The following is a 26871-nucleotide window of genomic DNA, read 5'->3' as shown; positions in this document are numbered from 1 at the left end:
ATTCTGGCTAGAGCGTGTTTTGCCTTCGGGCGTTTTGGCCCCAGTCGATAATTCCCACGGTTTCCAGTTCCTGATCAGTGCCGATTGTCGAGCCCGCCGCTCTGGTGTCCAGCCGTTCGCCATTTTGTGCCTCCAATAGTTCGTTTGATGATTTTATTGATTTCTCATGCACGTAAGGAACTGCATTATTATTTACTTGCTGATTTAATCCAATATTCTGTTGTTTGATAAAAGCCATGGATCGTGGATTCTTAATTTCAGCTAGTGTTTCATAGGTTCTTCTGCATTGACCCTGCGCTTTCAGAGCCAATCGCATATACATTTCGAAATGATTAATCATTTTAGAATTGGCTGCTTTCCGCATCAAGCTATTAAATATCAGATCAAGCGTGTCAGCCTGTGCAGCTAAGGTTGCCTCCGCACAACTCAGATTTCCAGCTTTGATATCTTCAATTTGTTTAGCAAGGATGGAAATGCTGGCGAAAATATCAACTTCCGTGTCTGTTATATCCTTAGTAAATTCCTGTCCGGTTGCAATAGCTCGCACTATTGGGTTATAGGCATTCATCGCCAAAATTTGCTCATCACTCATATTGATTGTTTCCTGCTCAGATTTTTGGCCAGTTTCTGTAACTTGAGTGATGGTTGAATTCTCTTCTAATTTGGACTTTTTCATAGTTATTACTCTTCAAATATTTTGGAATAAAGGAGGAGTTGAACCTAAAAAACCTAAATAACTCATTTTTGCAAAGGTTTTTGAGGTTTATTAGGTTCTAGTAAGCCACCAATATTTCGATTATCAGTTTTTTACTCGTGGATTAATACGATAGGTAATGGATGGTCTCCCACATTCCTTATGACGCTTTTCGACCCTTAGCAGATAACCCAGCTCACAGAGCAAGTCCACTGCTTTTGTCACTCCTTCACTATTGAGCAGGCTCCAGCCCTTAAGATACACGTCAGCCGGTTTGAACCCATCTATCACGGCTCCATCTTTGATTTTTGCCAACAATGCATGCGCATGCGGGGTATCAGAATGGGTGCCAGTGGAAAATGCACGTTCAGCGTGAGCACGCAAGTAGGCTACCCACCTAATAGCCTGCTCGACGTAACACACAGGAATTGCCCCTCGCACATCATCCGCAAGAGCGAAGATTAATGCTAGCGATGGTACCAGTGACCGATATTTAGAGAGATGAGATGCCATTACCGGGGGGAGATTGTTGCCACGAAGCAACCGCTCTAATTGCTCCAGCCAGGCATAGAAGGCATCCTGTGCTTCAGGTCCGAAACGACGTACATCAGGTATTCTGCATATTTTGTAGTTATAACTGAGATCATCTAAAAGTTCGCGTCCTACTAGCCGTTCAAAAATACGACCAACTTTTTCGTATGCTTCATCGTTTGGCTTCCTGTCTACTAGCCGCCATTCCTCACTAGGATCAGGCCAAACCAATAGTTGGAATCTCTGTATTAACCCTGAATCTCCCCGACTTCCTCGATTGGCAGCCGTAATATACTCCATTAACCGCCCTGGCTGGATACCGCCAAGTATCGATACACATACATGCTCAATGCGCCGATTCAGCCCTCGCCCAATTCGGTCGAAAGTAAAAGGCCCATCTCCATTCCATGCGCTTAGAAGAAAATCATGCAGTCCTTCATTTCCTGGCTTCTCCGACATTTTAAGCAGCCCATAGAGCTCATCACTGTAAGCTAATACTCCATTTGGGTTGCCTATTAATATTTCGCCTAAAGCTTCGTGGGAAAAATTATTGACACAATAGCGTGTCGGTATCGGCTCATCAGGAATAAGCAGGTATGGTTCAATGTCAGCATTAGGGTCTTTCTTCAATCTGTACTTTATAGCATTGTTCTTTATTTCAATACTCTGCTTCTCCACCACCCATGCCGCATGTTTTAATTCATAATCCTTATATGCTTCACTCTCCAAGCGGTGCAGCGGTCTCATAACTTCTGAGAGTGCAGGTGATTTCATATATCCGGGTGGAGCGACGACAACACCCCAAAGATTAGGTACAACGGTCCAATCGTCATAAGCCTTGGGCTTGATTTGCACACGTCGCCCAATTACTGCAGAAAGCGCTGTGATAAGACCAATAGCTGGGATGTCAGCACTGATTTGCATCCTTTCAGCAATATCTTCAACATAGGGACGCAACGAGACAGGTAATAAAGATAGGTCAAATTTTGGCACCGGGGGGAGATTTTCAGGGAGAGGTTGGAGCAATGGCCATTCTTCAGAGCTAAGGCACTCAAACCCTTCAGCGTTAATATCGTAGCCTATTTGTGCCCAGTACTTACTTTGGTCATTGCCGTGGGTGTGCAAGCAATAAATCGAACCCTCAGCATAACCGTTGGTATGCGGTTGAAAATACACGGTATCGCCATCACCTTCATTTCTGCCAAAGTCACTATGAAGATGCTCAAACGGACAGCAAATTGAATGCTTGCCGCCGCCCATATCACGTTCATATAGACCAGCATCAATGATGGCCTGCAGCCGTGGATCATTCTCTGCAGCCTTCTTCAGAAGCTCCGGCTTGCTTGGTTTGCCCCTCTTGCTACTTGAACGTGAAAAATGCTCCAATTCAGCTTTTAACTTTGAATCGAGCAGCTGAATATCCTCCATACTGCACTGAGAATAAAAATTCTCTACCTGATTTCCTGTGACAGTAACAAACCCAATGGAATGAAACAGCTCGAACTTTTTCTCATGGTTTTTTCCATCGTTAGCGGTGCCTTGCCAGAAAGCACGAATGCCTTTTCCACTCGGGCTGATTTCACAATAAGTACCAGCTGTAAGGTCTTTTACGTCACTTCGTAATTCGCCATTCTCGATACAGCCATCCACGTCGAGTGCAACGATATCAAATAATGGTAATAAGGCAAAACCAACTCCGGCTATAGATTTATCGGTCTTGAATGCCATCCAGGCATCATCCCATGTTCCCAAGTTTGCCATATCTGTGGGACTTCCTTGTTGGCCATGTCGTTTCTGTCGTGAGCGCGGATAAAAGGGAATTTTGCTGAACTTGCCAGTAGCTGGGTTGATTTCAGTTATCCTCCAAGCTAACCACCCCTTACAATTCTTTAAGCTGACTGGGATGCTACTTTTATTCATCTCGAATTCAACACGCAGCAAGGAAGTGAGAGCTACAACATTACCAGTGGCAATGACTTCAGCTTTTGTCATGGGAGCGTTCATTATTTCTTTCCCTTCTTGGTGCTCTGCGCTAGGGCCTCTTTCAGCAATATTGCGCAGTTATTCGGACTTATTAGCCAAGCTGTTGTGCTCGATCCGATTTCGTCCATACGAATATTTATATTCTGGCAAGCGGCTATGAGTGTTTGTTCATCATCACAAAGAACACTTAATATGCCCCTGCCGTTAAAACTCCCAGCAGCGATGATATACCGCTTATTGAGTGTATCTGCCATGCTGATCAGGTTACGAAATTCTGGGTCATTCGTCTGCTTTAATATTTCCTGCACCAGCATGCGCCCTTTCACACTTCTGAGATCAGCAACGATTCCGAGGGTATCAGCATCATGAGAGTGCGAGAATTTATTTTGACTCTGGGACGTATTCATATTAAAGACCTCCGTTCAGCAGAGCCAGTAGATCAGATACACGCCAAGCTAACCGCCCGTTGATTCTTAAGGGGCGGATTGGGCCATTCTCTAGACAGGCCCAGGCTCTTAATGTCTGAGGTCGTCGGTTTAGATAATAAGCGGCGGCATCAGTACAGACAGTTGGACTTGTCACTCTTTCGAGAGAAGGAAATATTTGTTGCTGCTCATTAGTTATTTCTGTCTGAGACTGATTATTTGAATAATAAGAAGCGGTATCAGTACGGTTAGCGGAGCTTGCTATTCCTTCACCTTGGAAAAATCGCTGCTTTGTAGCTATTGCTGAATATTGCTTGGTTGTATTGCGCATTTTGAAACCTTCCTTTGTGTTGAAGAGGTTCCAAATGTTAGTAAAGCGTTAAACGCTTACAAGCATCTGTGAAAGTTTTGAGGAATTGTAGTCCCCATAAGGCTAGAGCACTTATATTCCTGAAAACTTTCGCTGAAAGTTTGAAAGTTTTATCCTAGAGATACGTTAGATAATGCTTTTAATATCGTGGAAGAGCAGAAAGGTTTCCTTCCACCCCGCTTTTTAACTCCCGCATTAGTTAGCGATTGAGTAACTTTTTGTGACAGTGCCTTACGTTTATTAAGCAAGGTTGGATCATTTTTTACATGTTGACGTGCAAAATAACGCGCGGGTGTGAACCACGGTTGTTCTGGCTCCGGGTCGTTTGGGTTTCTAATTTCCCATGGTTTGGACGATACTGCCGTTATCTCTGGCTCGACCTGTCTCGAAGTAATAGGGAAGGTAGGCTCTCGAAATATCGGGTCAATATGAGGTTCATTTTTTTCAAGCCACGTATTCGTACACGGTTGTTCTGGCTCTAGGTCGTTTGGAGCTTTAACTCCCCATGGCTCGGGTGATATTGCCGTTATCTCTGGCTCGATCTGTTTCGAAGTAATAGGAGGGGGTGGCTCCCGAAATATTGGACCAATACGAGGCTCATTTTCTTTAAGCCACGTATTCATATCGTCCCCGTGGACTTCCAGATAAGGGCAAGCTGGCATTTCACTATCCCATCTCACTTTTTCATTCTTAGCGTAGACAGATAGGCTTCTGTCTTCTGCAGCACGCAGCAGGCGTTTCTCTATCTTGGCGAAGTCCACAGAAGGCCCAGCAGATTGTGCTATAAAATGAGCGGCAACCTTCAATGTATATCGCCCCAACCTATGTGCTTCATCTAGTAGTTCATTAAGACATAGCTCCTTTTCGTATTTATCAAATCTTTTAACATGCTCTATAACCAAATGAGCTGTTTCAGGGTAGGCTAGATACTCAGTTATTATTTTTGTCGTACAGGAGCAGAGAATACTCATATTTGTTCATTTTAATGTACCTTCGAGTTGAACCCACGGATAAGCGGGCGAAGGTTTTCCCGCTTTTTCCTTTTGTCATGAAAATTTAAAGCTAGCGTATTCATCAAAATTAGTCTTTCTTTATTCTGAAAACAACGTTCTAAGAATTAGTCTCAGGATAGGTGTGGCTAATTTCTTTTACAGCAGTGTTTAAATTAACTTATGCTGGTACAAACTTAATGCCAGCTTCGTATAAAATCCACTGTTCAATTTTGACATGCCATAAATGAAGCAAGTCTAGTTCGCGTTGTATGTAATGCTTCTCAACGATTGTACTTGGTGTATGCTCACTTATCTACGCCAATATCCCTGCAGGAATTTCTACCTATTCCGATAATATGCTAAAAGAACGGCTTAAACCATGTAAAGATACTGCTGGGAGAGAGGCGTTATTTAATGCCTTTTATGGGGATTGCGTAGTTCTTCAAGCCTTCCAGATGCAGCAGTTGGGCTAATAAAAACAAATACATTTCGACTAGTAACCCAGATATTAAGTGTTCCACATAGGGTGTTAATGGTATGGTACGTTCACCTTTAACTTTGTCGCGAATGATTAAACTCTTCCATTGAAAATCAACATCACTCTAGCGCAGGGTAGCTAATTCATTACGACGTGCGCCTCTCAGCAACGAGCATCGCAAATAAGTTGAAATAATAGGATGGTTAATTTTCTTCACAGCTTCAAACCATAGGCGTAATTGAGCGCGACGTAGACTGTTATTTTTCTTTGCTTGCATTGTAGGAAGCCTTTTCTTGACTTCATCTGACTGACAGCAGCATATGCAACAGTTCTATATTATTCTTTTTTACTCCACCATGCCGACAATATACTGCCGTTCACCCCAAAAGGCTGACTAACCCAAAACGTCGAGGAGAACTTGTTCGGAAGCAAGGCGAGACATCATTTAACAAAGGAACGTAGCGTAGCTTGCTTATCCTCTATATTTAATCAGTATTTAAACGTGGAATGGAAGAGTAAATGAAATTTCTGCGTTGATATTGGCGTCAGGGTATCAGCTAAAATTTACCATCAAGTAAACAATTAAAAAAACAAGGAACGCTTCAAAATCTTATCCGGACTTTTCAGGGAATAAAAGACGAAAGCCCAAAGATTTCGTTTATTTTTTTATTAACTTTACTAAATAAACCATAATAATAGTAATAAAAGACTGGTCAATTACGGTATATCTCTAGAGAAACATTAATTATCAATAAGTTTAGTGATTTTTCTGCTTTGTATAAACTAAGGATTTTACTGGGATAATTTGTGGATAACATTAAGGGATGAATTTTAGTTTAAGTTATCTAAAAACAATTCAGATTTTACGCACAAGATATCAGTATCAATCTCGAAGAATGTGTTTAGCCGCAATTAAAGATTTATAGACGTGCGAGTTTGCTAGCTGCCGAGTAAAATCGTATGACGCGAAGACTTTGACGATGGATGCACTAACAGCGGTCTATTCCTAGTAAGACTCTGCCCCAGTCCTGATGTATCATTGATTCTTATTGTCTTGTCCGTTCACTTACTTAGACCCCGCTTAACCCGGCAACTATGACAAAAAAAACTTACGACGAATCCTCAATTCGAGTCCTGCGCAAACTGGAACCTATCCAGCTGCGACCGGGTATGTACACTCGAACTACAGACCCAACGCACATGGTGATAGAGGCCATCGACAATGCTGTTGATGAGGCAATGGCTGGGCATGCGAGGAATATCGAAGTGACCCTTTACCGGGACAGATCTGTTGCTGTCGCAGATGACGGACGCGGCATTCCAGTCGGTCTGCATCCGGAAGAAAAAGTTCCGACTATACAAGTCGTGTTCCAGGTTATTCATTCCGGAGGTAAGTTTGCCAAAGGCGATGCAGACAGCAGTTATAAATTCACCGGCGGACTGCACGGTGTTGGCGTTTCAGTAACTAATGCGCTCTCCTCCCGTCTGGAAGTTGAAGTCAAACGTGAGAGCAAGCAGTACCGCATCGTCTTTGCCGAGGGTGAAGTCATCGAACCGTTAACCGTAATCGGCAATTGTAGTGCACGTAACACTGGCACCATACTCCGCATCTGGCCCAATGCAAAGTATTTCGATTCTCCCTTACTCCATCGGGGGGAGCTGGAGCACCTCTTACGTGCCAAGGCGATGCTTTTACCAGGCGTTAAAGTGCTGCTCAACATAGAAACGCCCACCGGTTTCGATGTTAAAGAATGGCATTTTAGTGGAGGAATTGCGCAGTACCTTGATCAGATGATTGCCGAGGATGAACCGATTGCGATGGCCTTTTGCGGTGAAAAGTATCTGTCTGCCAATGAAACCTTTTCTGATGGTGAGGGGGTGCAATGGGCGCTGGCATGGGTCGCAGGCTCAGGTGGAGGAGAATCCTATGTCAACCTGATCCCGACGATGGGAGGCGGGACGCACGAGGCAGGCTTGCGCGATGTGGTATTCAACAGCGTGCGCACTTTCGCAGAACAGCATGGGCTGATGCAGCGTAACGTAAAGCTGGCGGCCGAGGATGTATGGGCAAGGCTGCGCTTCGTCCTGGCAGTCCGGATGGTTGACCCGAGTTTCTCTGGTCAGACCAAGGAAAAGCTGTCCTCGCGCGAGGCAGTCAAATTGGTAGGAGTAGTCATGAAGGACGCGCTGGATTTATGGCTCAACGAACATGTGTCAGAAGCGACAAAGATTGCCGAGCAGGCTATCAAGAACGCCATCGACCGCGGCAAGACCACTAAAACAGTTGAGCGCAGGAAAGGTTCCGGCGTGGCGGTTATGCCTGGCAAACTGACCGATTCCGAACTGACCGGCCCCAACGCCGAACTGTTCCTAGTGGAAGGGGATTCCGCTGGTGGTTCAGCCAAGGCAGGGCGTGACAAAGAGACTCAGGCTATTCTGCCGTTGCGCGGCAAAGGTATGAACAGCTGGGAAGTAGACCAATCGCAGATACTCGCTAACCAGGAAATACACAATATTGCTATGTCGTTGGCTATTGATCCACACAAGCTTGATAGCGATGTGGATATGAGCACCTTGCGCTATGGCAAAATTATCATTTTGTCCGACGCCGATGATGACGGCAGCCATATCCAGGCGTTGCTGCTTACCCTGTTCTTCCGGCACTTCCCCAAGCTCATTCAGCAGGGGCATGTCTATATCGCCAAGCCACCGTTGTTCAGAGTGGATGTGCCGGCACAGGGCAAAAGCAAACCGCCACGCAAGCTGTATGCGTTGGACCAGGTAGAGCTGGACATACTTGAAGCACGCCTACGCCAGGAAGGTATTAAAGAGGGTAGCTGGACCATTTCTCGATTCAAGGGCCTGGGGGAAATGGATGCTGTTCAGCTTTGGGAAACCACATTATGCTCGAATACACGCCGGTTAGTAAGGATAAGCATTGGCGATGTGGCAGAGGCTGTTGAGACCTTTGATACCCTCATGGGTAGGTCACATGCCAGCGATCGTAAGGAGTTGATTACTATTCATGGTGACAAAGTGGAAGCGGATATTTAACAGAAATGAAGAACCTGGATCTATTTGATGCTCTGGACGCCCCCTTGCCATCACAAGGGATATCGCAGGAGACGGAGCCGCCGCCCCCTACACCGCCTACGTCTTCTCAAGGCGGCAATGATAGCGACGATGGCAGCTTCGATCTTGCCGAATATACACATCAGGTTTATCTGCGCTACGCTATCAGCGTAGTCAAGGGAAGGGCGTTGCCCTCCGTGTCAGATGGCGAAAAGCCGGTACAGCGCCGCATTCTGTACGCCATGCACCGCTTGGGCCTGATCCAAGGGTCAAAGCCGGTTAAATCAGCTCGCGTGGTCGGTGATGTGATTGGCAAATATCATCCCCACGGTGATTCTGCTTCCTATGAGGCGATGGTGCGTATGGCACAGGACTTTGTATTGCGCTATCCCTTGGTCGATGGGCAGGGTAACTTCGGTTCACGTGACGGCGACTCCCCTGCTGCCATGCGATATACCGAAGTCAGGCTCACTAGGTATGCGGAACTGTTGCTGTCCGAAGTGGACGCAGGAACAGTGGAGTTCCGTCCCAATTACGACGGTTCGGAGCAGGAGCCAGTGGACCTGCCAGCACGTCTCCCGTTCCTATTGTTGAATGGCGCATCCGGCATCGCGGTCGGCATGGCCACGGAATGCCTGCCACACAATATGCGTGAGGTTGGCAATGCTGTCATTGCGCTGATGCACGACCCGTCGATGGGTATCGATGAGATATTGCAACACATCCAAGGACCGGATTTCCCAGGCGGCGGCCAACTGGTTTCCAGTAGCGTAGAGATACGGGAAGCCTACGCGACGGGCCGGGGTATCTTCCGTGTGCGGGCACGCTGGACCATAGAGAAACAAGCGCGCGGCCAGTGGCGTATGGTAGTGCATGAATTGCCGCCGGGGGTCTCAGTCAAGAAAGTACTGGAAGAGATCGGCGAATATGTGGATCCACAGGTCAAACCAGGTAAGAAAGACTTGTCGGTAGAGCAGAAGCAGATGAAACAGCTGTTCCTCGAAGCACTGGAAACCGTGCGCGACGAATCCGGCAAAGATGCTTCGGTGCGCATCGTTCTGGAGCCGCGTTCTTCGCGTATGCCGCAGGAGCAGTTCATCGCCCTGCTGCTCGCGCATACCAGCCTGGAATCTACCGTACCGGCCAACATGGTCGCCATCGGACTCGATGGCAAGCCGAATCAGAAGAACATCCAGAAATTACTTGCCGAATGGGTGCAGTTTCGCATTGCTACTGTTACGCGCCGCAGTCATACAAGGCTTGATCAGGTGCAAAAGCGCCTGCATATCCTTGAAGGCCGCAGAGCGGTATTGCTGAATATTGATGAAGTCATCAGAGTCATTCGCGAAGCGGAGGATCCCAAGGCCAACCTAATGACGCAATTCGGGATTTCGGCCATTCAGGCAGACGATATTCTGGAAATTCGATTGCGTCAGTTGGCTCGCCTGGAGGCGATCCGCATTGAGAATGAAATGAATGAGCTGAAAACAGAAGAAGAAGGCTTGAGGACCGTTCTGGACAATGAAACTGCCATGCACAATCTAATCATCAGTGAGATCGAGGCTGACGTGAAGAAATTTGGTGACGATCGCCGTACACTGATTCAGGCAGCGGAGCGTGTGGTTGCCAAGGCGGTGTCTGTGACGGATGAGCCCTGCACTGTCATTTTGTCGAAAAACGGCTGGATCCGTCAGCGTACAGGCCATGAAGTGGATATGAACACGCTCTCGTTTAAGGATGGCGACCAGTTATTAGCGATAGGACAAACGCGCACGACGTATCCGGTTGTCGTGCTGGACAGCAGGGGGCGTGCCTACAGTCTGTCCACGACGGACATTCCCGGGGGGCGTAGCGACGGTGTACCTCTGGCTTCCTTGCTGGATATGCCCCCCAAGGTGAAACCAGCGACGATGTGCGCCGCGTCGCCGGAGACAAAATATTTGTTTAGCTCATCTAGTGGGTATGGCTTTATTGCTACGCTCAAAGACCTGGTATCACGCCATAAAGCTGGCAAGGCCTTCATGACGCTGAGCAAGGTGAATGATAGCGTGCTGCAACCGGCAGATATCGCTAGTGGTGATCTGATCGTGGCACTTGGCAGCAATGGCAAGCTGCTGTTATTCCCAATCAGTGAAATGAAGGAGTTGTCGGGCGGCAAGGGCGTAATTATTCTCGGGCTGAATGAGGGTGAGACACTAATTGCCACCGCGGTACTCCCAGAAGGTTCATCACTCCTGATCAGGGGAACGGGCCGGGGTGGCAAACCGTCGCAATCGGTACTGAAATGGGGAGAACTACAACCGTTCGTGTCACACCGGGCACGCAAGGGCATGCTCGTGCCAGTCAAGTTCAAGTCGGAGAAGATTGAAGTATTCAGAGCCAGATCTGAGATCTGATTTCGTGGATAAGCCACTCTAAATTTTCAAGGACCCCTCAATTGAGGAGAATGGCACCTGTGAGAGTGCGCTAAGATTGATTTTCTTGCGTGAGAGCGGTGTTAATGCCAAAGGCTGCCTGAGCTCCTTCTGCGGCAGCAACGATGACTAACTGAATATCCCGGCAGATGTTTCCCGCCACATAGAGTCCGGGAACCTCTGTCATTTCGTATTTTCCTGAGAAGACACCTTCTTCATGTTCATAAGGGCATCCTAACTCTTCCAGAAGGCCTGATCTTAAATAGGATTCGGTATTAAAAAACAGCGCCTCCCGAGGCAAGACTTCACCACTTTGAAATTCTATGTACTTTAATTGTCCGTCTTCACCCTTGAGTTGCCTAATCTTTTCTTCCCTGAGTTTGATACCATTGTTCTCAAGTTTTTCCCGTTGCTCCGGCAAGAATCCACTTGGGCCATCGGTAAGGAGAGTAACATCCTCACTCCAGGTCTTGAGCGACAGGGAGAGCTTAAATCCTCGTTCTCCCTTCCCAAAGACAGCCAGTTGTTTTCCTCTTACTTCCCAAGCATCGCAATAAGGGCAGGTGTGAACGCTCTTTCCATAGTGTTCCTCGATACCTTGAATTTTAGGAATCGCATCCACTACGCCGGTGGCCAGTAAAAGCTTCTTCGAGTGATAGATTATTCCGCTGGAGAGAGTGACTTCAAAGCATCCCTCCTTCCGCTTCGCGCCGCTGACCTCTGCATCAAAGAATTTCACCGTTTCATATTTTTGGATCTCTTTTCGGGCCGAGGCGATGAACTCAAAAGGAGGAATGCCATCACGGGTAAGGTATCCGTGAAGGGCCCGGGAAAAAGCATTTCGAGGCTTGCCGTTATCACAAACCAGCACCGATCGCAGGCAGCGTCCTAGGATGAGGGCGGCGGAGAGACCAGCTGGGCCGCCTCCCACGATGATGACGTCATACATTGTCTATTGTTTCTCGAAAAGCAGGAACCAGCTCAGGTGCATGCCGAAGACATTATGATGTGTCAAATTTACGAGTACGCGAATCATTTCCTTGACACCTTTTTTCAGAGAACTTAAAGCTGATAAGACCGAAGGGGCCAGGACAAGATCAAATGAAGCAGATTTGAATTCCAATTTATGAGCGCCCATGTTTGCCAGAAAATTTTCTTTTTCTTAAGAAGGCCGCGCTTTCCCTTCCGCGATGGAGAGCATGTTATCATTAACATCCACTCCAGTGAAGTCGACACCGTTTGGAATGCCTGACCAGTTCTTTTTGGCCGCGTCTAAATTGCGATATTTTTTGCAACAACTCCTAACTTCTTCACCCAAACAAATAAATATACCCATCGCACTTCAAAACTCGGCGTCTATACCTTCTCCCGCTGGGAGAAGGTAGGATGAGGGATTATAAAAACCGGATTTTGAAGTGCGATGGGTATACAAGGAAAAACTGCTAAAGTGAGGTTTGGTTTAGAAATGAAATTACACCTCGACATCTTTCTTAACATAGGTTTTCGATGGAAAAGTCTACCCTGACCAAAGAGCAACGACGCGAGAAACGCGAAATCAAACGCCAAAAGCAGCGGGAGAATAATGTTCTCAGAGCATTTAAAATGCATAAACTTAGGCTTGCATCTAACATTCCTTCTCCAATAAGGCCACCTGCGCCCGAGGGAACGACCTATCATATAGGCTGTTCTGGATGGTTTTACTGGCACTGGCGCAATGCATTTTACCCCGAAGGTCTGGCAACAAAGGACTGGTTTGCCCATTACGCCCAAACTTTTGGGACGGTTGAGATCAATGCCTCATTCTACTCATGGCCAACAGAAACGACAGTGATGAGCTGGATTAAACAGGCTGGCCTGAAAAAGTTCGTTTATACGGTCAAGGTGTGCGAGTTGATTACCCATACGAAGAAGTTCGAAGGCACGGAGGAACTGGTAAAGGATTTCGGCCACATCGCTACGATACTTGGCGACAGGATGGGATGTTTTCTGTATCAGGTTCCGCCAAGTTACCATTATAGCCCAGCAAAGCTCAAGGCGATTGTGAGCCAGCTTCAAACTGGGCAAAGGAACGTGGTCGAATTCCGCCATGGAAGTTGGTGGAATGAGAAGGTCTATACGGCCCTAAAAGAGGCCAATCTCATATTCTGTTCATGCAGTGCGCCCCGGCTGCCGGACGAATTGATCAAAACAGCCGAGGATATTTACATTCGCTTTCATGGCAAAAAGGCATGGTATCGCCATGATTACACCCAGGACGAATTGAAGGAATGGGCGAAGCGAATTCAGCAGGCCAAAGCCAAGACAGTGTGGATTTATTTCAATAACGATTTTGGCGGTGATGCGGTCAAAAATGCAAAAGCTCTGGCGCGTATGTTGAAAAGCAAGCTATGAGATCTATCAACTCCTCCTTTTTCCGAACAGAATAGCAATGCCTTGATCTTGATGGTGTGGATTCACCATGAAACAGATAGTGGTTGTTTAATATCTTCTATGGATTTAGCACTCAGATGTATGACCCCCACTGTACGCGCTCAGTCAGCAAATATTACTCCGCGAATATTTCAGGCAAAACAAAAGGTATACTGGCAACTTTCAATGGGGAAAAAGCTATGTCCCATAAGACATGCCATTCCATAGGCATAAAGCTTATAATTCAATACAGAGCATCCTAATGAGTTTTGATGCATTTGGAATGATAACAGCATAAGAATTTTAATACTCGTCAAGAATGCCACTTCCTACCAATCCTATCGCTTAATTGCTTTTAATTTCATGACCGTTAGTCAAGAACAATTGTTAAAAGAAGCATTGCTGGAAGCATCTCCGCTTCAAGTCCATCGAAAAACAGACTATCCCTCGATGAATGAGCAGTTGTCAGGAATATTTTCTGAAATTAAGCAATTAAGAAAAGCAAATGATAAGCAAATGAGAAAAGCTCAGCGGGTTAGGAAACATTTAGACGTGCTCATTTTGGATTTATGGGTAGCAGCAAATTACAGCAAAAGCCCTTGGCGGATGATTAGTTTAAATCGGAATGACTATACAAAGGATGCTCGATATAGAAAGTTATTCTTGAAATATGACTTATTCAATGGTGTGCTAAAAAATCTTATTGCATTAGGTTATGTCGAAGAAAAAATAGGTTTCTTTGATAAAGCTAAAGGAGAAGGTTTTCAGTCACGTATTAAAGCTAGTGAGAAACTTTTAGACCTATTAGAATTTGACATATCGAAAATAGAACGCGATCCAGAAGCCCCGGAAGAAGAAACCATCATCAAGAAGGATGAGAATGGAAAAGTTATTGATTATGTTGATGATGAATTTACCAATCAAATGCGGGAAGATTTACGAAAATACAATGATCTGCTTAGACGCTCCAACATTGGTACGGATGGAATTGACCTTCGAAATAAATATGATCCAACCTGCATTACGGTAAAGCGGATATTTAATGGGGAAAGTGGTGGAGGTCGTTTTTATTGTGGTTTTTGGCAGACAATGCCCAAAGATGATAGGAAGAAATTAACGATAAACGGTGAAGAAGTATGTGAACTGGATTATTCAGCCCTGCATCCTACCCTTGCCTACGCTTTGAAAGGAATTCCAGTAACGGATGACCCCTACACTATTGAAGGATGTGACCGAAGTGAGGTAAAGAAAGCTTTCTTAGTGTTATTCAATTGCGAATCCCGTCAACATGCCTTAAATACTATCAGAAGTGAATTCCGTATCAAGAATGCTGAATCCCTACTGCAGAAAATTGAACAGAAACATGAAGTAATTAGCAAATCTTTCTATAACCCTGGGTTTGGGTTGCATTTGCAGAATCTTGACGCTTGGCTTGCTGAGAAAATTATCAATCAATTAACCGAAAGAGGTATTGTTTGTCTTCCTGTACATGATAGTTTTATCGTAAGCAAGAAACATGAAGCAGAACTACATCATTTAATGGAAGAAACCTTCTACTCAATAGCTAATACATATCCAGTAATTAAATAATTATTAGGTATTCTAATTCTTGTTTTTTTTCTACTCATCCGTCTAATTAAGCTTAGCTGGTGAAGAGAGAACGATGGTGAAAGAGGATATGCATTGTAAGAAGTTCTCACTACCCTACCAAAGCTAGCAACTACAGTAATAATAACTTAACTAATTAATTCTATAACTATTATTAGATATATGTATATTTCCTCTCCTTGGGGGAGAGATTAGTAGTATTAATATTTATATCTTATTGATTACATCTCTTCCATTACTAAGAGGTTATTTTCATCCAGATTAATACCAGCAGACCAATTCCCAATAATGTTATTTAACTAAAGATACATTGCATTCTTCGAAGAAGAATATTTATTGAATGATCTCACTTCATCTGTTACAAATGTTATAAAAAAGATCATTTTTCAAAGTACCCCATAACTTAGGTTCTTCTATTGACTGTCCTTTCCATTCTTCAATTGTAGGGCGAGAGGCCATCCTGATATGCCTTATTCCTCCATCATTAGGGGGATTAGGATCGTCATTAAATTTTTCATCGACAACTTTTACTCTTTTATTATCGCAGTCAAATTCATAAAGTATTCGCCTGATATGATAGAGTCTTGAAGATGTATCAGTTTTGCATGAGAACAAAGTCCACACTCTGCCAAACCGATTGTTTTTTTGAATTGATGACGGATATATATGGAAACGAATAAAACTATTATCCCTATATACTTCCATCCATCCAGAAGATTCCCAATCAGGAGCTGCAGGCAATGGCATAGATAATGTCTGAGTTTCAAAGTCTTGCTTTCCACATGCTTCTTTCCAAAGACTTTCAGTAACTGTTTCTGGTATTATTGGCGCCCAATTAGAAGGGGTATCAACGCTAAAATCTACTCGCCCTTCTCCCATATTTCCAGTATAAAACACTTTATAGAGGCTTCTGTGTCGTTCATCCAAACAATCGAATTCTGTAAGAGACTTAACAGACAAATTATTAACAAGCTCAGAACCTTCTGGAAAGTCAACTAATTCCCATATCTTGACAGTATCTCCCGATTTTCGAATTCTGTCATAATCTAAATAAACTTGAATTTTTTTATTGCGGAACATACCATTGAACGCTAATTTCCATTCTGCTACTGCATTATTAGTCATTAGAACTAACAATAAAGTAAATGATAGTTTTGTAATTAAATGAATTATCATAATTATTTTCTCAATAACTAGTTTTTAGTCTAGAATTCTTGCAATTAACAAAACAAAGATGCAACTAATTGAATAATATGCTTTTATTAGGTTTATTTATTATTGTAATATCTGCATTTTTTATTAGTAACTATATCTTCATCAGTGATTTTAATTGTTCCTAATTAATACACCTGCATATTATCAAACAAATTTTAATAACTTGATTGTGTGGTTATTGTAGTAATTCTAACCATAGGATTTTTATGGAGAAAAATTCAACACCAATTGAAGAATAGGTTGGATAGTTGCATCCCCCCTCTACCCCTCATCGGTAAATCTTACTAATAATCAGAGAAGATTCATTGAAGCTACATACTAGAATACGCAAGCTTGTTGCAAGTCTACGAAGTTAAATTACATTACTAGATAAGGATATTAACGCTCTAGAAATCAGAAAAAGTCATACTTGAAAGTCATTTTGGAATGATGCTTCAGAGGAGTTTCCAATAAATATTAATAAAGTTATGACAATAAACTTTTTATTGCTGGATATCATTCATATTATGTTACATTTTAGTGAATTATAAACTTTAGACCTGATTGAAATAAAAAATGGAATATAAAACATCAGATGTTTTTGGAGTTAAAAGTAAACTAATAGCAACATATATTGAGCGTGAGTCTGTTGATTCTAAGTTTAAAACCGCTCTTACAGATGGTAATGAAGTCATAGTGTACGGTTCTTCAAAGCAAGGCAAAACTTCCCTAATCCTTAAACATCTAGATGATGATAAATATGTAAAAGTTGAATGTTCTCCTCAGACTAAACCAATTGATATTTACAAATCAGTAATCAGGCAACTCAAAATTAAATATATAGAATCAGAGTCTAAGGAAAATGGCTTTGAATATGGGGGGAAAGTAGGTACTGATTTTAATATAAAAATTCCATTTATCAGTGACACAAATGGTAATTCGGAATTAGAAGGTAAAAAAAGCAATAAAACTTCAACAACAAGTAGTTTCGTAGAATATAACCTCGCACTAGCACAGGATGTTTCAGAGCTGCTTAAAGCTAATAATTTCAAAAAATATATAGTCTTAGAGAATTTTCACTATTTGGTCCGCGATGTACAAGAGACACTTGCATATGATCTGCGAGTTTTCCAAGATCACCATATTATTTTTGTTATATTAGGAATTTGGCGCGAAGCTAACCGACTGATCCAGTTTAATGGTGATCTTTTAGATAGGATTACTGAAGTACCGGTTGAGCCATGGGAAGTAACTGATTTTCAAAAAGTAATTCAAAAAGGTTCAAGATTGCTAAACGTTGATTTTTCCGAAGTGGAGAATCAATTGATAAATGACTCTTTTGATAGCATTGGAGTCGTGCAAGAAATTTGCAAATATTGCTGTGTTAATGCCAATGTCAACAAAACAAGTAATAAGTTAGTGAGAATTAGTCAAGAAAACTTGCATTCTGCTTTGAAAAGTAAAGCGAGCGAGTATGGTAGTCGTCATACCAGAAATTTTGAGGCTTTTGTAGATACTGCCCGCAAAACTAGCAATCAAAGTGGAAAACCATCGTTAGCATTTCCTTATTATTTCATTAAACTCTTACTTACTTATAATTTCGATGAAATTGAAAAAGGTCTATCAAGAGCGACCCTACTAGAAGAGATTAGAAAAATACATCACCGTCCTGATGACGTAAGATCTAGTGACTTGGGCGCATTGCTACACAATATTATACAGCATCAAATTAATAAGAAAATTCAGCCACCATTCCTTGACTATGATAGAGGTGGAAAAATGTTAAAAATAATTGATTCTTCATTATATTTTTTTCTGAAGCATTGTAATAGAGAAGAAATTCTACAAGATATTCCGATGCCAATCGGAGAAGAATTATTTAATACTAATTATTTTAATCCTATTTAGGCTTTGACTGCATGGGAAAAGAACATACTTGTGAAAAGGTGAGGATGATTAGTTATGTTAGTGCAATACTTAATGCATTGGGTATAACCGGCGACGAGAACTCATCATCTACCTTATTCAAAGAATAATTTGAACTGTATTATTTCAAAAAGATTCACCGGCTTTTCATACTAATAAGTTCTCGATAGTGATTGTCGCTATGTGATTAGTATTTGTTAGTTATGTTATATCTTTTGCCACCAGTCTTTTATTCTCTGACTGAAGATTTTAGAACATACATAATTCAAAAGTAATACAAATATCACATAACCTATCACCATACAGAAGGCTCCTCCCAAACCAATAAGAAAGAATTCAAATGAGAAGCCTTCAGATGAACCATTTTGTAACGTATTACCTACTCCTCCCCAACTAAGATATTTCATTATTAATTTCCTTAATTTTTAGAATCCCATTATTTCTGTCTATTCATATTTATCTCTAGCTGTTCTCTCAATCCCATACTTACATATTACTTATCTCTTAGAGAATAGAGTTTTCTTTTTATTCGTATTAAATATTTATCGGTACATTTTCGGTACAGTTGGAATTATTTTTTATAAGAAGGATAGAGCAAATCATAAAAAAACATGTTATCTTTTAACATGTTACCCAAGGCTTTCCTAGAAGGAAAGGCGTCTCCTAAGGGGTAGGTCGGACGTTCGATTCGTCTCTAGGGCACCAATAAAAACAGTAAGTTAATGAAATATATATAGGGCCATATTATTATCATTGCTACTATATTGCTACCTTAAGCCATTAAATAAAACGCCCCATCGCTAGTAATGAGATATTAAGAATACTCTTCAAGTGGCAGTTTTCTATCAGCCTTCGCCTCAATCGACAGAGAACAGGACACCAAGAGATTTCATATATCTAAGAAATCCGGATATATCAGAGGATTTTAAGATTTTGTATGGTATACCCTGACACTTATACTTATTTAAAAATTTAGTAAGCGAGCGCTCTTGTAATCCCCGCAAGTTTTCTAATGAAATTTCTTGTCGGATTCTTGAAGAATCTTTAGAGCGTTGTTGTAATAAACGCTCTGGATCGATATATAAAAAGCAAACAGCATCAAGCTCTAGAAAATCAAAAACATTATCATCAATTTCAACTTCACCGTCAGGAGTTTCAATAATATTATGGAGCTCTAAAATAATATTTCTACCGCAATTTTTCTCTCTAAAATATGCAAAGCCTTCAATTAGAGATTGCTGATTTTCAGATACAATATTAGAACTTAATCCATCAAACTGGGTTTTTTTGTTGTAAGCTCTGAGGATATCGGATGCCTTTACAGCTATAAGGCTATTGTTTTCTGCAGTTATCGCCGATGTCATATAACTCTTACCAACCCCCGATATACCAAACAAACCGATATTCACAGCGTACTTTCCAATAGTTCCTTAACCTCGCCAGTAACATAACAAAATGACTGAGGTGCTGTAAATCCATTGCTTTTTAACTGAGCTAAAGTTATTGGATTTTGATATTTAACCACACCCTTAAGCCAAATCAAGACTCCTTTTTGATGGCCACTATAATAGCGATCAAATGTATCTGGAGAAATACAAGCCTCTGTTAAGTATTTTCTCCTTATCTCAAGCACGGGTAGAATCTGCACTGATTTTATAAAAGCATGTCCAGAAATTTCTTGATTTGGAGAGGAACTATATATGTACATTTTAGAATTATTAATAAAACTTCTACCCACATGCTTTCTAAGTTCGACGGATTTCTTACCACTGTATATTTCATTAGAAAAACAAGGTTTAATGCTGATAATTATGTCTTGTATCATCTTTTTCACGCGAGGAGTGTAGATAGTGGCAAGAAGTTTAGCTTTCTGGTTGGAGAATTTCTGTCCTACGGATAATGAAAATGAAAAGACTGAAGCTGAATTACATTTCAATTATTGGTCTCTAAAAGAAGAAAAAATAAATTACCTTGATATTGGCGTTAGGTTATCTAAAATTGGTCAATTTGACTCAATTAATTTTTACCTCCCTTTTGATTTTAACAGTCTGAAATATGAACCGGAACTTGGTAAAACTGTTTGCACGAGCGATGGTCTTATCTCAGCTATTTTTAATTGTCCTGAGAGTAATATTAAACCAAATCGTGAAAACGGTTTTTATGATATTGATTTCTCACTTAGTAAAAAAGAGCAACCTATTCGTTTCTTTACTCGATTATTGGCTGAAAACGACAATTCTCCTGGTGGAGTTAAGATAACGCCACAGGATGAAAAAGATAAAGGATGCATACTCAAGTTTCCTCGAAATTTATTTGTATTTGACGATAACCGAGATGGATATTTTAGATTTAGGATCGGATTGAGTAATGAAGATGAAAAAAGCATCACAACAATTGATAAACCCAATTGGTCTATTGTTACAAATCATTTTGTAGAAAGTGAAATAATTGATTTTAGGGTTAATGAATCTAGGAATCTACCGGATAAAGTCAAAATTTTCCTAACGGATAAACGTTATTTAAAAAAAATTCATTTTTTTCTTATTAGAGATATGTACTCAGAGTACAAAATGTCCCATGCTGCTTATTTTCGTTGCCGTATATTAGAATCAGATTTATGGGGAAAATATTTATTCATTAATGGGAATGAGCAAACACAAAAACAAAAACAAAAACAAAAACAGAAACAAATGCTCATCTATCACTGGAAAGGTCAAAATAATGAAGGAATTGACCATTTCTCAGCTTTTGCAAAATTTTCAGGACGGAAAATTCATTTTAAACAAATCACCCTCGTTTTACTGTTTATACTGGTATTGGGCGTTTTATCAGGATTATTATCTAATTATATTTGGAAAAAATTGGAAACCCATGTAGTATCATCAGAGCAGACACACGATAGTTCGTTGGACGTTCAAAAAATAAGGAACATTATCTGAATGTTTCAAGAAATTTAGCTTATTACCAAATAAACTCAAAAAATGACAGTAGAAGGAGGTGAGTCAATATGAAAAAAGCTAATATTCTCACCAATCAGCGCGTCGATTATGAGATTGTTAAGGAAATTAACTTTTCAGAATTACGAGTTTTCTTAAGAGATGTAGCTGATTTGTATCCAAATTTTTATATTTGGCTAAACTTCACTTTTTTCCGTAACCTTGCTTCAGAGGAAAGAAAAATTGCATTAGCGCACAATGGCAATGATATTCTAGGAGTCGCGCTACTCAAATCTGATGCTTTTGAAAGTAAGATTTGCACATTCTATGTTGATCCAGCTTTCCGTGGCATGAATATCGGTGGCAAGCTGATGGATTTATCTATCTCTGCGCTTGATGATCCTGATACTTTTATAACAGTATGCGATGAGCGTAAATCTGAGTTAATTCCCTTATTAAGTTCACGAGGTTTTACCCTTGAGAGAAGTGTCGATGGTTTATATTATCCTCACAGCTCTGAACATTTTTATAAGCTATAATACGCTTATTTTAAAATATAAATAAGCGCCTTTATCTGTTAATCGCTTTTTTCACTTTCTGTAATCTGATACAGTTTTTTGCCAATCTTGTTCCAATTAGGCTTTGCTGTGCAAGAAACTTCACTTGAGCGAGATAGTATATCCAATCTTCAAAATCACGCTACTTTTTGTAAATACAAATATTTCTGAAACTCTATAAATAACGAACTGATATTTGCAGCATCGCCCAAAATGATTTTGGCATCCTCTAATGATTGATATTTATTTATCAGCAAGGTAGGTAATTTCTCCTGATCAAGCTCTTCCACACCAGTTTCAATATACTTACTTAATACAAATTCTATAAACTCTTTTTGTTTGCTATCAAGTAATGCAAAGATAGTTGCTTCTGCTGCAATAACCCGTTCTTCTCTTGTCATTGGTTTCATGTTACTGTTAAATATATATTCCAATACATCAAAGAGGTCGCTTTTTTCTGCATCGATGAGTTTCTGCAGGGTTGATAGCTCTTCCTTACCAAATCCAGCTTCATCCAATTTTCCCAATAATGTTTTGCGTGTGATTGGGTTGCTCCAAATAGAGCGTAATTCTTCTTCACTTTTGAATAAATTGGGAAGTTCGCCAAATAGATTATTTAAAAATTCTTCAGCTGAAATAGGTTTGCCATCGGTACTCCAGAATGATGTCGAAATTATATGTTGTATTTCTCTTTCCTTGCCATCTTTCAGTTTTATTTTTGCTTTTTTTATACAAACACAAGGTCTTTGGCTACATTTAGGACAAGGCTGCTCTTCCCCTTTGCATTCACAAGGTCGTTTGCCACAAATCTTACAAGGGTCAGGCGGCACATACTCACATATACAAGGATTTTGTTCACACTTGTCGCAAAGCTGTTCTTTTATTGGCTCCCCATCCCATTCAGGATCGGAAAAATGATGGTAGGCATCTACAAAGTCATAAATGGTAAAAAACTCTTTACCATCAAACAATCGCGTGCCTCTCCCGACAATCTGCTTAAACTCAATCATCGAGTTAATCGGTCGCATCAAAACAATGTTGCGTATGTTTCTGGCATCAACTCCTGTAGACAATTTCTGTGAAGTAGTCAGTATGATAGGTATTGTTTTCTCATTGTCTTGGAATTCTCTTAAAAACTGCTCACCGATTTCACCATCATTGGCAGTCACACGAACACGTAATTCGGGTTATTGCTTTGCTTGTATTGATTCACCAAATCACGCACAGCCGCAGCATGGTCTTGTGTGGCACAAAAGATGATAGCCTTTTCATTTTGATTGACTTCATCCATAAATATTTGTACACGCTTCGCTTCCCTGGCTTTTATTTCAATGATGCGGTTGAAATCTGGCTCTGCGTATTATTAGGGTCAGGCCTTACATTTGACATTACCACCCTAATATTTTAACCTTCAACAAGTTTAAATCTACATAGAATGCGCAGATGGCAAGACCTTTACGGATTGAGTTTGCCGGGGCGCTCTATCATGTGACCGCACGCGGCAACGCACAGGAAGATATCTATCATGATGATATTGATCGTCAACAGTTTTTACTATTGCTACAGAACACGGTCAATCGTTATGACTAGTATTGCCATGCCTACTGTCTAATGGACAATCACTACCATTTATTGATTGAAACCAATTCTCCCACCCTGTCCAAGGGAATGAAGTATCTCAACGGCACTTACACGCAATATTTCAATCGGCAGCACTAGCGGGTTGGCCACGTGTTTCAAGGTCGATTCAAAGCCATCTTGGTGCAGAAAGATGCCTATCTGCTGGAATTGGGGCGTTATATTGCCTTGAATCCGGTGCGGGCGCAAATATGGTGCAAAGTGCCAAAGCGTGGCGTTGGAGCAGTTATCGCGCAACAGCTGGATACGAAGAAAACGCTGCCTGTTTAACCACTGAATGGATCCTCGCTGGATTTGACAAAATAAAGAGCGTCGCGCAGCAACACTATCGAGATTTTGTTAAAGCCGGTAAAGAACAACCCTCCCCCTGGCAAGGGTTGAAGAACCAGATTTATTTGGGTGATGATAACTTTGTCAATGATATGCAGCGTAAACTCAACTCTGAACAATCGCTCAAAGACATACCTAGAAAGCAAAAACAAGCCCCCATCAAACCATTAAGCTACTTTGTTGATCGCTATAAAAACCGTGATGAAGGTATGGCTCAGGCGTATTTGAGCGGACACTATACGCTCGCTCAAGTGGGTGAGCATTTTGGCGTAAGTTATGCTACCGTGAGTCGGGCTGTGAAGCAGGCAGAAAAAAGAAAGCGGGCATGTCAAATGTAAGGTCTGACCCTAAGATTAAGAAGAAAGCAACCAAGAAAAAGCAGGTAGCCTAAATGTCGCGAGACCTTTTTAAAAAATATAACGAAAAGCGAGACTTTGGCATTACGGCTGAACCGAAAGGAAAAGCCGGAAAACGCGCTAAAACAAATCTGCGTTTTGTTATTCAGCTTCACGAGGCAACCCGCATCCATTATGACTTCCGGCTTGAATGGCATGGGGTAATGAAAAGCTGGGCGGTAATTAAAGGCCCGAGCTACGATCCCGCAGATAAACGGCTGGCAGTTCGTACCGAAGATCATCCGATGGATTACAATGATTTTGAGGGTGTCATTTCAGAGAAACAATATGGTGCCGGTCCGGTCATGATTTGGGATAAGGGAACTTGGGTGCCCGAAGACGATCCAGACAAGATGCAGAAAAAAGGCCGTATCACTTTTATAATTGAAGGTAGCCGCATGAAGGGGCAGTGGCATCTAGTCCGAATGCACACGCCGGATAAACGCGAGAACTGGCTTCTCATCAAGAGCAAAGACGACTTCGCGCTAAACAAAACTAAGAACGCTGATTTCCTCAAACGCGAGAACACCAGTATCGTAACAGGCCGCACTATGGACGATATCCGGAAGGCAGAACCTGGCAAAACCACTAAGCATGCAAAAGCGTCCAAATTAGAACCAGTTAAAACAGCACCGAAGGATAAAAAAGCAGTTTCCGAACCCAAGGCATCTCTAAAAGTAAATTAATATGATAAAAAAAGACGTGACTGAAAAGACCATCGTTATGGTCGGCTCTTCCAGTGGATTTGGACACAGAGAAGTGGCAATTGAATTAGCCACCTGTAGAATCGAGGTGCTAGGGCAGCAGAAATTACCAATGGCGACTGCATTCGAGAAAGAATGAAAGCTGAAAACGAAACAAGAAAAGTATCATGAAGCTTGTTCAGCTCCTACTTCCGTTAAACGATAATTTGGGAAAGAAATTTCCGAAAAAATTCTTTAAAGATATCAAGGAAGAGCTGACCCGGAAATTCAGTGGCGTTACCGCATTTTCGCAATCGCCAGCGGAAGGCGTTTGGGAGGATGAAGGATATGTTCAGAAAGACCAAATCATTATTTATGAAGTGATGGCCGCCGAGTTTGATCAAAATTGGTGGCGTGACTTTACCCACAAGCTTGAGGCAAAGTTCAAACAAGAAAAGATTGTGCTTCGCTGGTTTGATATTTCAACGCTTTAAACAGCCATCGCACTATCTACGCACCTCTTATTGGTGAGATGCAATAACACAGACAGGAATGCGCTACCTGTGCTTTCTGTTGGGGTCAGGCCTTACAATTGACATCGCTACCCTAATATTTTAACCTTCAACAAGTTTAAATCTATATAGGATACGCGGATGGCAAGATCTTTACGGATTGAGTTTGCCGGGGCGCTGTATCATGTGACAGCACGCGGCAACAAACGGGAAGATATCTATCATGATATTGATCGTCAACAGTTTTTACTATTGCTACAGAACACGGTCAATCGTTATGACTGGTATTGCCATGCCTACTGTCTAATGGACAATCACTACCATATATTGATTGAAACCAATTCTCCCACCCTGTCCAAGGGAATGAAGTATCTCACGGCACTTACACGCAATATTTCAACCGGCAGCATCAGCGTGTTGGCCACGTGTTTCAAGGTCGTTTTAAAGCCATCTTGGTGCAGAAAGATGCCTATCTGCTGGAATTGGCGCGTTACATTGCCCTGAATAATCCGGTGCGGGCACAGAGGTACGAAGCGCCAGAGCGTAGCGTTGGAGCAGTTATCGCGCAACAGCCGGATACGAAGAAAACGCTGCCTATTTAACCACTGAATGGATCCTCGCTGGATTTGACAAAACGCATTCATCGGGGTCAGGCCTTACAATTGACATCGCCACGCTAATATTTTAACCTTCAACAAGTTTAAAGCTACATAGAATGCGCAGATGGCAAGACCTTTACGCATTGAGTTTGCTGGAGCGCTGTATCATGTGACAGCACGCGGCAACGCACGGGAAGATATCTATAATGAGGATATTGATCGTCAACAGTTTTAGCTGTTGCTACAGAATACGGTCAATCGATATGACTGGTACTGTCATGCCTATTGTCTCATGGACAATCACTATCATTTATTGATTGAAACTAATTCTCCCATCCTGTCCAAAGAAATGAAGTATCTCAACGGCACTTACACGCAATATTTCAATCGGCAACATCAGCGTGTTGGCTACCTGCTTCAAGGTCGTTTCAAAGCCATCCTGGTGCAGAAAGATGCCTATTTGCTGGAATTGGCGCGTTATATTGCCTTAAACCCGGTGCGGACACAGATGGTGCGAAGTGCCAAAGCGTGGTGCTGGAGCAGTTATCGCGCAACGGCTGGATACGAAGAAAATGATGCCTCTTTAACGACTGAATGGATCCTCGCTGGATTTGACAAAACAAAGCGCGTCACGCAGCAACGCTATCGAGATTTTGTTAGTTAAAGCCGGCCAAGAACAACCGTCCCCCTGGCAATTATTGAAAAACCAGATTTATTGGGGTGATGATGACTTTGTCAATAATATGCAACGCAAGCTTAATCCTGAATAATCACTCAAAGATATCCCCAGAAAGCAAAAGCAAGCCCCGTCAAACCATTGAGCTATTTTGTTGATCGCTATAAAAATCGTAATGAAGGTATGACTCAGCCGTATTCAAGCGGACACTATACGCTCGCTCAAGTGGGTGAGCATTTTGGCGTGAGTTATGCCACCGTAAGTCGGGCTGTGAAGCAGGCGGAAAAAAGAAAGCGGGAATATCAATTGTAAGGTCTGACCCCAAAATACGCTATTTGTACAGACTCATAGCTTATTCAAAGCAATAGCTGTTCTTAATTTATGCCAAATAAATTCTAAAGTTATTAGCTTTATTGCCGATATAGACTGATTATTTTCAGAGAAAGGGG

The 26871-nt window shown here is 42.0% G+C and carries 28 protein-coding genes and 1 pseudogene; 16 read left to right on the top strand and 13 right to left on the bottom strand.

The window, feature by feature from the left end; all coding sequences use genetic code 11:
- Nucleotides 1-7: 7 nt before the first annotated feature.
- From BM122_RS23400 to BM122_RS23395, 6 genes are all read right to left on the bottom strand, one after another.
- On the bottom strand, nucleotides 8-676 hold the full coding sequence (locus BM122_RS23400; protein ID WP_177198143.1) for a hypothetical protein: 669 nt from the start codon (nucleotides 674-676) through the stop codon (nucleotides 8-10).
- A 123-nt stretch (nucleotides 677-799) separates the two neighbouring features.
- The gene (locus BM122_RS21700; RefSeq protein ID WP_083398495.1) at nucleotides 800-3229 is read right to left on the bottom strand and encodes a DUF3987 domain-containing protein; all 2430 of its coding nucleotides are present in this window, start codon (nucleotides 3227-3229) and stop codon (nucleotides 800-802) included.
- Complete coding sequence (locus tag BM122_RS13305) at nucleotides 3229-3615, bottom strand: hypothetical protein (protein WP_074906002.1); 387 nt, start codon at nucleotides 3613-3615, stop codon at nucleotides 3229-3231. The genes BM122_RS21700 and BM122_RS13305 overlap by 1 nt, the downstream gene beginning before the upstream one ends.
- A gap of 1 nt (nucleotide 3616) precedes the next feature.
- On the bottom strand, nucleotides 3617-3964 hold the full coding sequence (locus tag BM122_RS25245) for a hypothetical protein (protein ID WP_256212051.1): 348 nt from the start codon (nucleotides 3962-3964) through the stop codon (nucleotides 3617-3619).
- A gap of 149 nt (nucleotides 3965-4113) precedes the next feature.
- Entirely contained in the window at nucleotides 4114-4974 is an 861-nt protein-coding gene (locus tag BM122_RS13295; protein ID WP_074906001.1) for a hypothetical protein, read from the bottom strand.
- 623 nt (nucleotides 4975-5597) lie between these two features.
- Nucleotides 5598-5750 carry a hypothetical protein gene (locus BM122_RS23395; RefSeq protein WP_177198142.1) on the bottom strand — a complete coding sequence of 51 codons (153 nt, stop codon included), beginning with the start codon at nucleotides 5748-5750 and terminating at the stop codon, nucleotides 5598-5600.
- Nucleotides 5751-6568: 818 nt separating this feature from the next.
- Here BM122_RS23395 and BM122_RS13290 point away from each other — a divergent pair.
- Nucleotides 6569-8527, top strand: a complete 1959-nt coding sequence (locus BM122_RS13290; RefSeq protein WP_074906000.1) for a DNA topoisomerase IV subunit B — start codon at nucleotides 6569-6571, stop codon at nucleotides 8525-8527.
- A gap of 5 nt (nucleotides 8528-8532) precedes the next feature.
- Nucleotides 8533-10941, top strand: a complete 2409-nt coding sequence (gene parC / locus BM122_RS13285) for a DNA topoisomerase IV subunit A (protein WP_074905999.1) — start codon at nucleotides 8533-8535, stop codon at nucleotides 10939-10941.
- Between the two features lie 70 nt (nucleotides 10942-11011).
- On the opposite strand, the gene BM122_RS13280 is transcribed toward parC, so the two are convergent.
- On the bottom strand, nucleotides 11012-11908 hold the full coding sequence (locus BM122_RS13280; RefSeq protein ID WP_074905998.1) for an NAD(P)/FAD-dependent oxidoreductase: 897 nt from the start codon (nucleotides 11906-11908) through the stop codon (nucleotides 11012-11014).
- Nucleotides 11909-11911: 3 nt separating this feature from the next.
- Nucleotides 11912-12097, bottom strand: a complete 186-nt coding sequence (locus BM122_RS26135) for a methyltransferase domain-containing protein (protein WP_074905997.1) — start codon at nucleotides 12095-12097, stop codon at nucleotides 11912-11914.
- A 368-nt stretch (nucleotides 12098-12465) separates the two neighbouring features.
- Here BM122_RS26135 and BM122_RS13270 point away from each other — a divergent pair, with 368 nt between their 5' ends.
- Nucleotides 12466-13350 carry a DUF72 domain-containing protein gene (locus BM122_RS13270; protein WP_074905996.1) on the top strand — a complete coding sequence of 295 codons (885 nt, stop codon included), beginning with the start codon at nucleotides 12466-12468 and terminating at the stop codon, nucleotides 13348-13350.
- A gap of 381 nt (nucleotides 13351-13731) precedes the next feature.
- Nucleotides 13732-14958 carry a hypothetical protein gene (locus BM122_RS13265; RefSeq protein WP_074905995.1) on the top strand — a complete coding sequence of 409 codons (1227 nt, stop codon included), beginning with the start codon at nucleotides 13732-13734 and terminating at the stop codon, nucleotides 14956-14958.
- Between the two features lie 369 nt (nucleotides 14959-15327).
- On the opposite strand, the gene BM122_RS13260 is transcribed toward BM122_RS13265, so the two are convergent.
- Complete coding sequence (locus BM122_RS13260) at nucleotides 15328-16152, bottom strand: surface-adhesin E family protein (protein ID WP_074905994.1); 825 nt, start codon at nucleotides 16150-16152, stop codon at nucleotides 15328-15330.
- Nucleotides 16153-16746: 594 nt separating this feature from the next.
- On the opposite strand from BM122_RS13260, the gene BM122_RS13255 reads away from it, so the two are divergent.
- Nucleotides 16747-18078: a hypothetical protein gene (locus tag BM122_RS13255; RefSeq protein WP_074905993.1), complete on the top strand. Its 1332-nt coding sequence runs from the start codon at nucleotides 16747-16749 to the stop codon at nucleotides 18076-18078.
- Between the two features lie 224 nt (nucleotides 18079-18302).
- Here the strand turns inward: BM122_RS13255 and BM122_RS13250 are convergent, their stop codons facing one another.
- The 3 genes from BM122_RS13250 to BM122_RS13240 all read right to left on the bottom strand — a co-directional run bounded on the left by BM122_RS13250 (nucleotide 18303) and on the right by BM122_RS13240 (nucleotide 19921).
- A complete protein-coding gene (locus BM122_RS13250) occupies nucleotides 18303-18503 on the bottom strand; it encodes a hypothetical protein (RefSeq protein WP_074905992.1) in 201 nt (66 codons plus the stop codon).
- Nucleotides 18504-18953: 450 nt separating this feature from the next.
- Nucleotides 18954-19505: an ATP-binding protein gene (locus BM122_RS13245; RefSeq protein WP_074905991.1), complete on the bottom strand. Its 552-nt coding sequence runs from the start codon at nucleotides 19503-19505 to the stop codon at nucleotides 18954-18956.
- Nucleotides 19502-19921, bottom strand: coding sequence for an ASCH domain-containing protein (locus BM122_RS13240; RefSeq protein ID WP_074905990.1), 420 nt, complete (start codon nucleotides 19919-19921; stop codon nucleotides 19502-19504). The genes BM122_RS13245 and BM122_RS13240 overlap by 4 nt, the downstream gene beginning before the upstream one ends.
- Before the next feature lie 25 nt (nucleotides 19922-19946).
- Between BM122_RS13240 and BM122_RS13235 the strand changes: the two genes are divergently transcribed.
- Both BM122_RS13235 and BM122_RS13230 read left to right on the top strand, forming a co-directional pair.
- Nucleotides 19947-21035 carry a hypothetical protein gene (locus tag BM122_RS13235; protein ID WP_074905989.1) on the top strand — a complete coding sequence of 363 codons (1089 nt, stop codon included), beginning with the start codon at nucleotides 19947-19949 and terminating at the stop codon, nucleotides 21033-21035.
- A 68-nt stretch (nucleotides 21036-21103) separates the two neighbouring features.
- Complete coding sequence (locus BM122_RS13230; RefSeq protein WP_074905988.1) at nucleotides 21104-21571, top strand: GNAT family N-acetyltransferase; 468 nt, start codon at nucleotides 21104-21106, stop codon at nucleotides 21569-21571.
- 155 nt (nucleotides 21572-21726) lie between these two features.
- On the opposite strand, the pseudogene BM122_RS13225 reads toward BM122_RS13230, so the two are convergent.
- Nucleotides 21727-22949: pseudogene (locus tag BM122_RS13225) on the bottom strand (type I restriction-modification enzyme R subunit C-terminal domain-containing protein); the annotation flags it as partial.
- An 83-nt stretch (nucleotides 22950-23032) separates the two neighbouring features.
- Here BM122_RS13225 and BM122_RS25240 point away from each other — a divergent pair.
- The 9 genes from BM122_RS25240 to BM122_RS24215 all read left to right on the top strand — a co-directional run bounded on the left by BM122_RS25240 (nucleotide 23033) and on the right by BM122_RS24215 (nucleotide 26734).
- A complete protein-coding gene (locus tag BM122_RS25240; protein ID WP_256212050.1) occupies nucleotides 23033-23179 on the top strand; it encodes a hypothetical protein in 147 nt (48 codons plus the stop codon).
- A gap of 21 nt (nucleotides 23180-23200) precedes the next feature.
- Nucleotides 23201-23308 carry a transposase gene (locus BM122_RS25235; protein ID WP_256212049.1) on the top strand — a complete coding sequence of 36 codons (108 nt, stop codon included), beginning with the start codon at nucleotides 23201-23203 and terminating at the stop codon, nucleotides 23306-23308.
- A gap of 110 nt (nucleotides 23309-23418) precedes the next feature.
- Nucleotides 23419-23895 carry a hypothetical protein gene (locus BM122_RS25230; protein WP_256212048.1) on the top strand — a complete coding sequence of 159 codons (477 nt, stop codon included), beginning with the start codon at nucleotides 23419-23421 and terminating at the stop codon, nucleotides 23893-23895.
- Nucleotides 23896-23948: 53 nt separating this feature from the next.
- Nucleotides 23949-24638, top strand: a complete 690-nt coding sequence (locus BM122_RS13215) for a DNA polymerase ligase N-terminal domain-containing protein (RefSeq protein ID WP_074905987.1) — start codon at nucleotides 23949-23951, stop codon at nucleotides 24636-24638.
- 1 nt (nucleotide 24639) lies between these two features.
- Nucleotides 24640-24795: a hypothetical protein gene (locus tag BM122_RS23390; protein ID WP_177198141.1), complete on the top strand. Its 156-nt coding sequence runs from the start codon at nucleotides 24640-24642 to the stop codon at nucleotides 24793-24795.
- Nucleotides 24796-24823: 28 nt separating this feature from the next.
- A complete protein-coding gene (locus BM122_RS13210; RefSeq protein ID WP_074905986.1) occupies nucleotides 24824-25129 on the top strand; it encodes a hypothetical protein in 306 nt (101 codons plus the stop codon).
- A gap of 159 nt (nucleotides 25130-25288) precedes the next feature.
- Nucleotides 25289-25651, top strand: a complete 363-nt coding sequence (locus BM122_RS13205) for a transposase (protein ID WP_074905985.1) — start codon at nucleotides 25289-25291, stop codon at nucleotides 25649-25651.
- Nucleotides 25652-25984: 333 nt separating this feature from the next.
- On the top strand, nucleotides 25985-26410 hold the full coding sequence (locus BM122_RS24220) for a transposase (RefSeq protein WP_218152081.1): 426 nt from the start codon (nucleotides 25985-25987) through the stop codon (nucleotides 26408-26410).
- A gap of 153 nt (nucleotides 26411-26563) precedes the next feature.
- Nucleotides 26564-26734 carry a helix-turn-helix domain-containing protein gene (locus BM122_RS24215; RefSeq protein ID WP_218152080.1) on the top strand — a complete coding sequence of 57 codons (171 nt, stop codon included), beginning with the start codon at nucleotides 26564-26566 and terminating at the stop codon, nucleotides 26732-26734.
- Nucleotides 26735-26871: the final 137 nt, after the last annotated feature.

The sequence above is a fragment of the Nitrosomonas communis genome, from assembly GCF_900114745.1.
Classification (GTDB): Bacteria; Pseudomonadota; Gammaproteobacteria; order Burkholderiales; family Nitrosomonadaceae; genus Nitrosomonas; species Nitrosomonas communis_A.
This window is presented reverse-complemented; position numbering and strand designations above follow the sequence as displayed.

Excerpts from the sequence above, each read along its gene's own strand:
- BM122_RS23400 (WP_177198143.1), bottom strand. The coding sequence starts at position 676 with ATGAAAAAGTCCAAATTAGAAGAGAATTCAACCATCACTCAAGTTACA.
- BM122_RS21700 (WP_083398495.1), bottom strand. The coding sequence starts at position 3,229 with ATGAACGCTCCCATGACAAAAGCTGAAGTCATTGCCACTGGTAATGTT.
- BM122_RS13305 (WP_074906002.1), bottom strand. The coding sequence starts at position 3,615 with ATGAATACGTCCCAGAGTCAAAATAAATTCTCGCACTCTCATGATGCT.
- BM122_RS25245 (WP_256212051.1), bottom strand. The coding sequence starts at position 3,964 with ATGCGCAATACAACCAAGCAATATTCAGCAATAGCTACAAAGCAGCGA.
- BM122_RS13295 (WP_074906001.1), bottom strand. The coding sequence starts at position 4,974 with ATGAGTATTCTCTGCTCCTGTACGACAAAAATAATAACTGAGTATCTA.
- BM122_RS23395 (WP_177198142.1), bottom strand. The coding sequence starts at position 5,750 with ATGCAAGCAAAGAAAAATAACAGTCTACGTCGCGCTCAATTACGCCTA.
- BM122_RS13290 (WP_074906000.1), top strand. The coding sequence starts at position 6,569 with ATGACAAAAAAAACTTACGACGAATCCTCAATTCGAGTCCTGCGCAAA.
- parC (WP_074905999.1), top strand. The coding sequence starts at position 8,533 with ATGAAGAACCTGGATCTATTTGATGCTCTGGACGCCCCCTTGCCATCA.
- BM122_RS13280 (WP_074905998.1), bottom strand. The coding sequence starts at position 11,908 with ATGTATGACGTCATCATCGTGGGAGGCGGCCCAGCTGGTCTCTCCGCC.
- BM122_RS26135 (WP_074905997.1), bottom strand. The coding sequence starts at position 12,097 with ATGGGCGCTCATAAATTGGAATTCAAATCTGCTTCATTTGATCTTGTC.
- BM122_RS13270 (WP_074905996.1), top strand. The coding sequence starts at position 12,466 with ATGGAAAAGTCTACCCTGACCAAAGAGCAACGACGCGAGAAACGCGAA.
- BM122_RS13265 (WP_074905995.1), top strand. The coding sequence starts at position 13,732 with ATGACCGTTAGTCAAGAACAATTGTTAAAAGAAGCATTGCTGGAAGCA.
- BM122_RS13260 (WP_074905994.1), bottom strand. The coding sequence starts at position 16,152 with ATGATAATTCATTTAATTACAAAACTATCATTTACTTTATTGTTAGTT.
- BM122_RS13255 (WP_074905993.1), top strand. The coding sequence starts at position 16,747 with ATGGAATATAAAACATCAGATGTTTTTGGAGTTAAAAGTAAACTAATA.
- BM122_RS13250 (WP_074905992.1), bottom strand. The coding sequence starts at position 18,503 with ATGAAATATCTTAGTTGGGGAGGAGTAGGTAATACGTTACAAAATGGT.
- BM122_RS13240 (WP_074905990.1), bottom strand. The coding sequence starts at position 19,921 with ATGATACAAGACATAATTATCAGCATTAAACCTTGTTTTTCTAATGAA.
- BM122_RS13230 (WP_074905988.1), top strand. The coding sequence starts at position 21,104 with ATGAAAAAAGCTAATATTCTCACCAATCAGCGCGTCGATTATGAGATT.
- BM122_RS25240 (WP_256212050.1), top strand. The coding sequence starts at position 23,033 with ATGGCAAGACCTTTACGGATTGAGTTTGCCGGGGCGCTCTATCATGTG.
- BM122_RS25235 (WP_256212049.1), top strand. The coding sequence starts at position 23,201 with ATGGACAATCACTACCATTTATTGATTGAAACCAATTCTCCCACCCTG.
- BM122_RS25230 (WP_256212048.1), top strand. The coding sequence starts at position 23,419 with ATGGTGCAAAGTGCCAAAGCGTGGCGTTGGAGCAGTTATCGCGCAACA.
- BM122_RS13215 (WP_074905987.1), top strand. The coding sequence starts at position 23,949 with ATGTCGCGAGACCTTTTTAAAAAATATAACGAAAAGCGAGACTTTGGC.
- BM122_RS23390 (WP_177198141.1), top strand. The coding sequence starts at position 24,640 with ATGATAAAAAAAGACGTGACTGAAAAGACCATCGTTATGGTCGGCTCT.
- BM122_RS13210 (WP_074905986.1), top strand. The coding sequence starts at position 24,824 with ATGAAGCTTGTTCAGCTCCTACTTCCGTTAAACGATAATTTGGGAAAG.
- BM122_RS13205 (WP_074905985.1), top strand. The coding sequence starts at position 25,289 with ATGGCAAGATCTTTACGGATTGAGTTTGCCGGGGCGCTGTATCATGTG.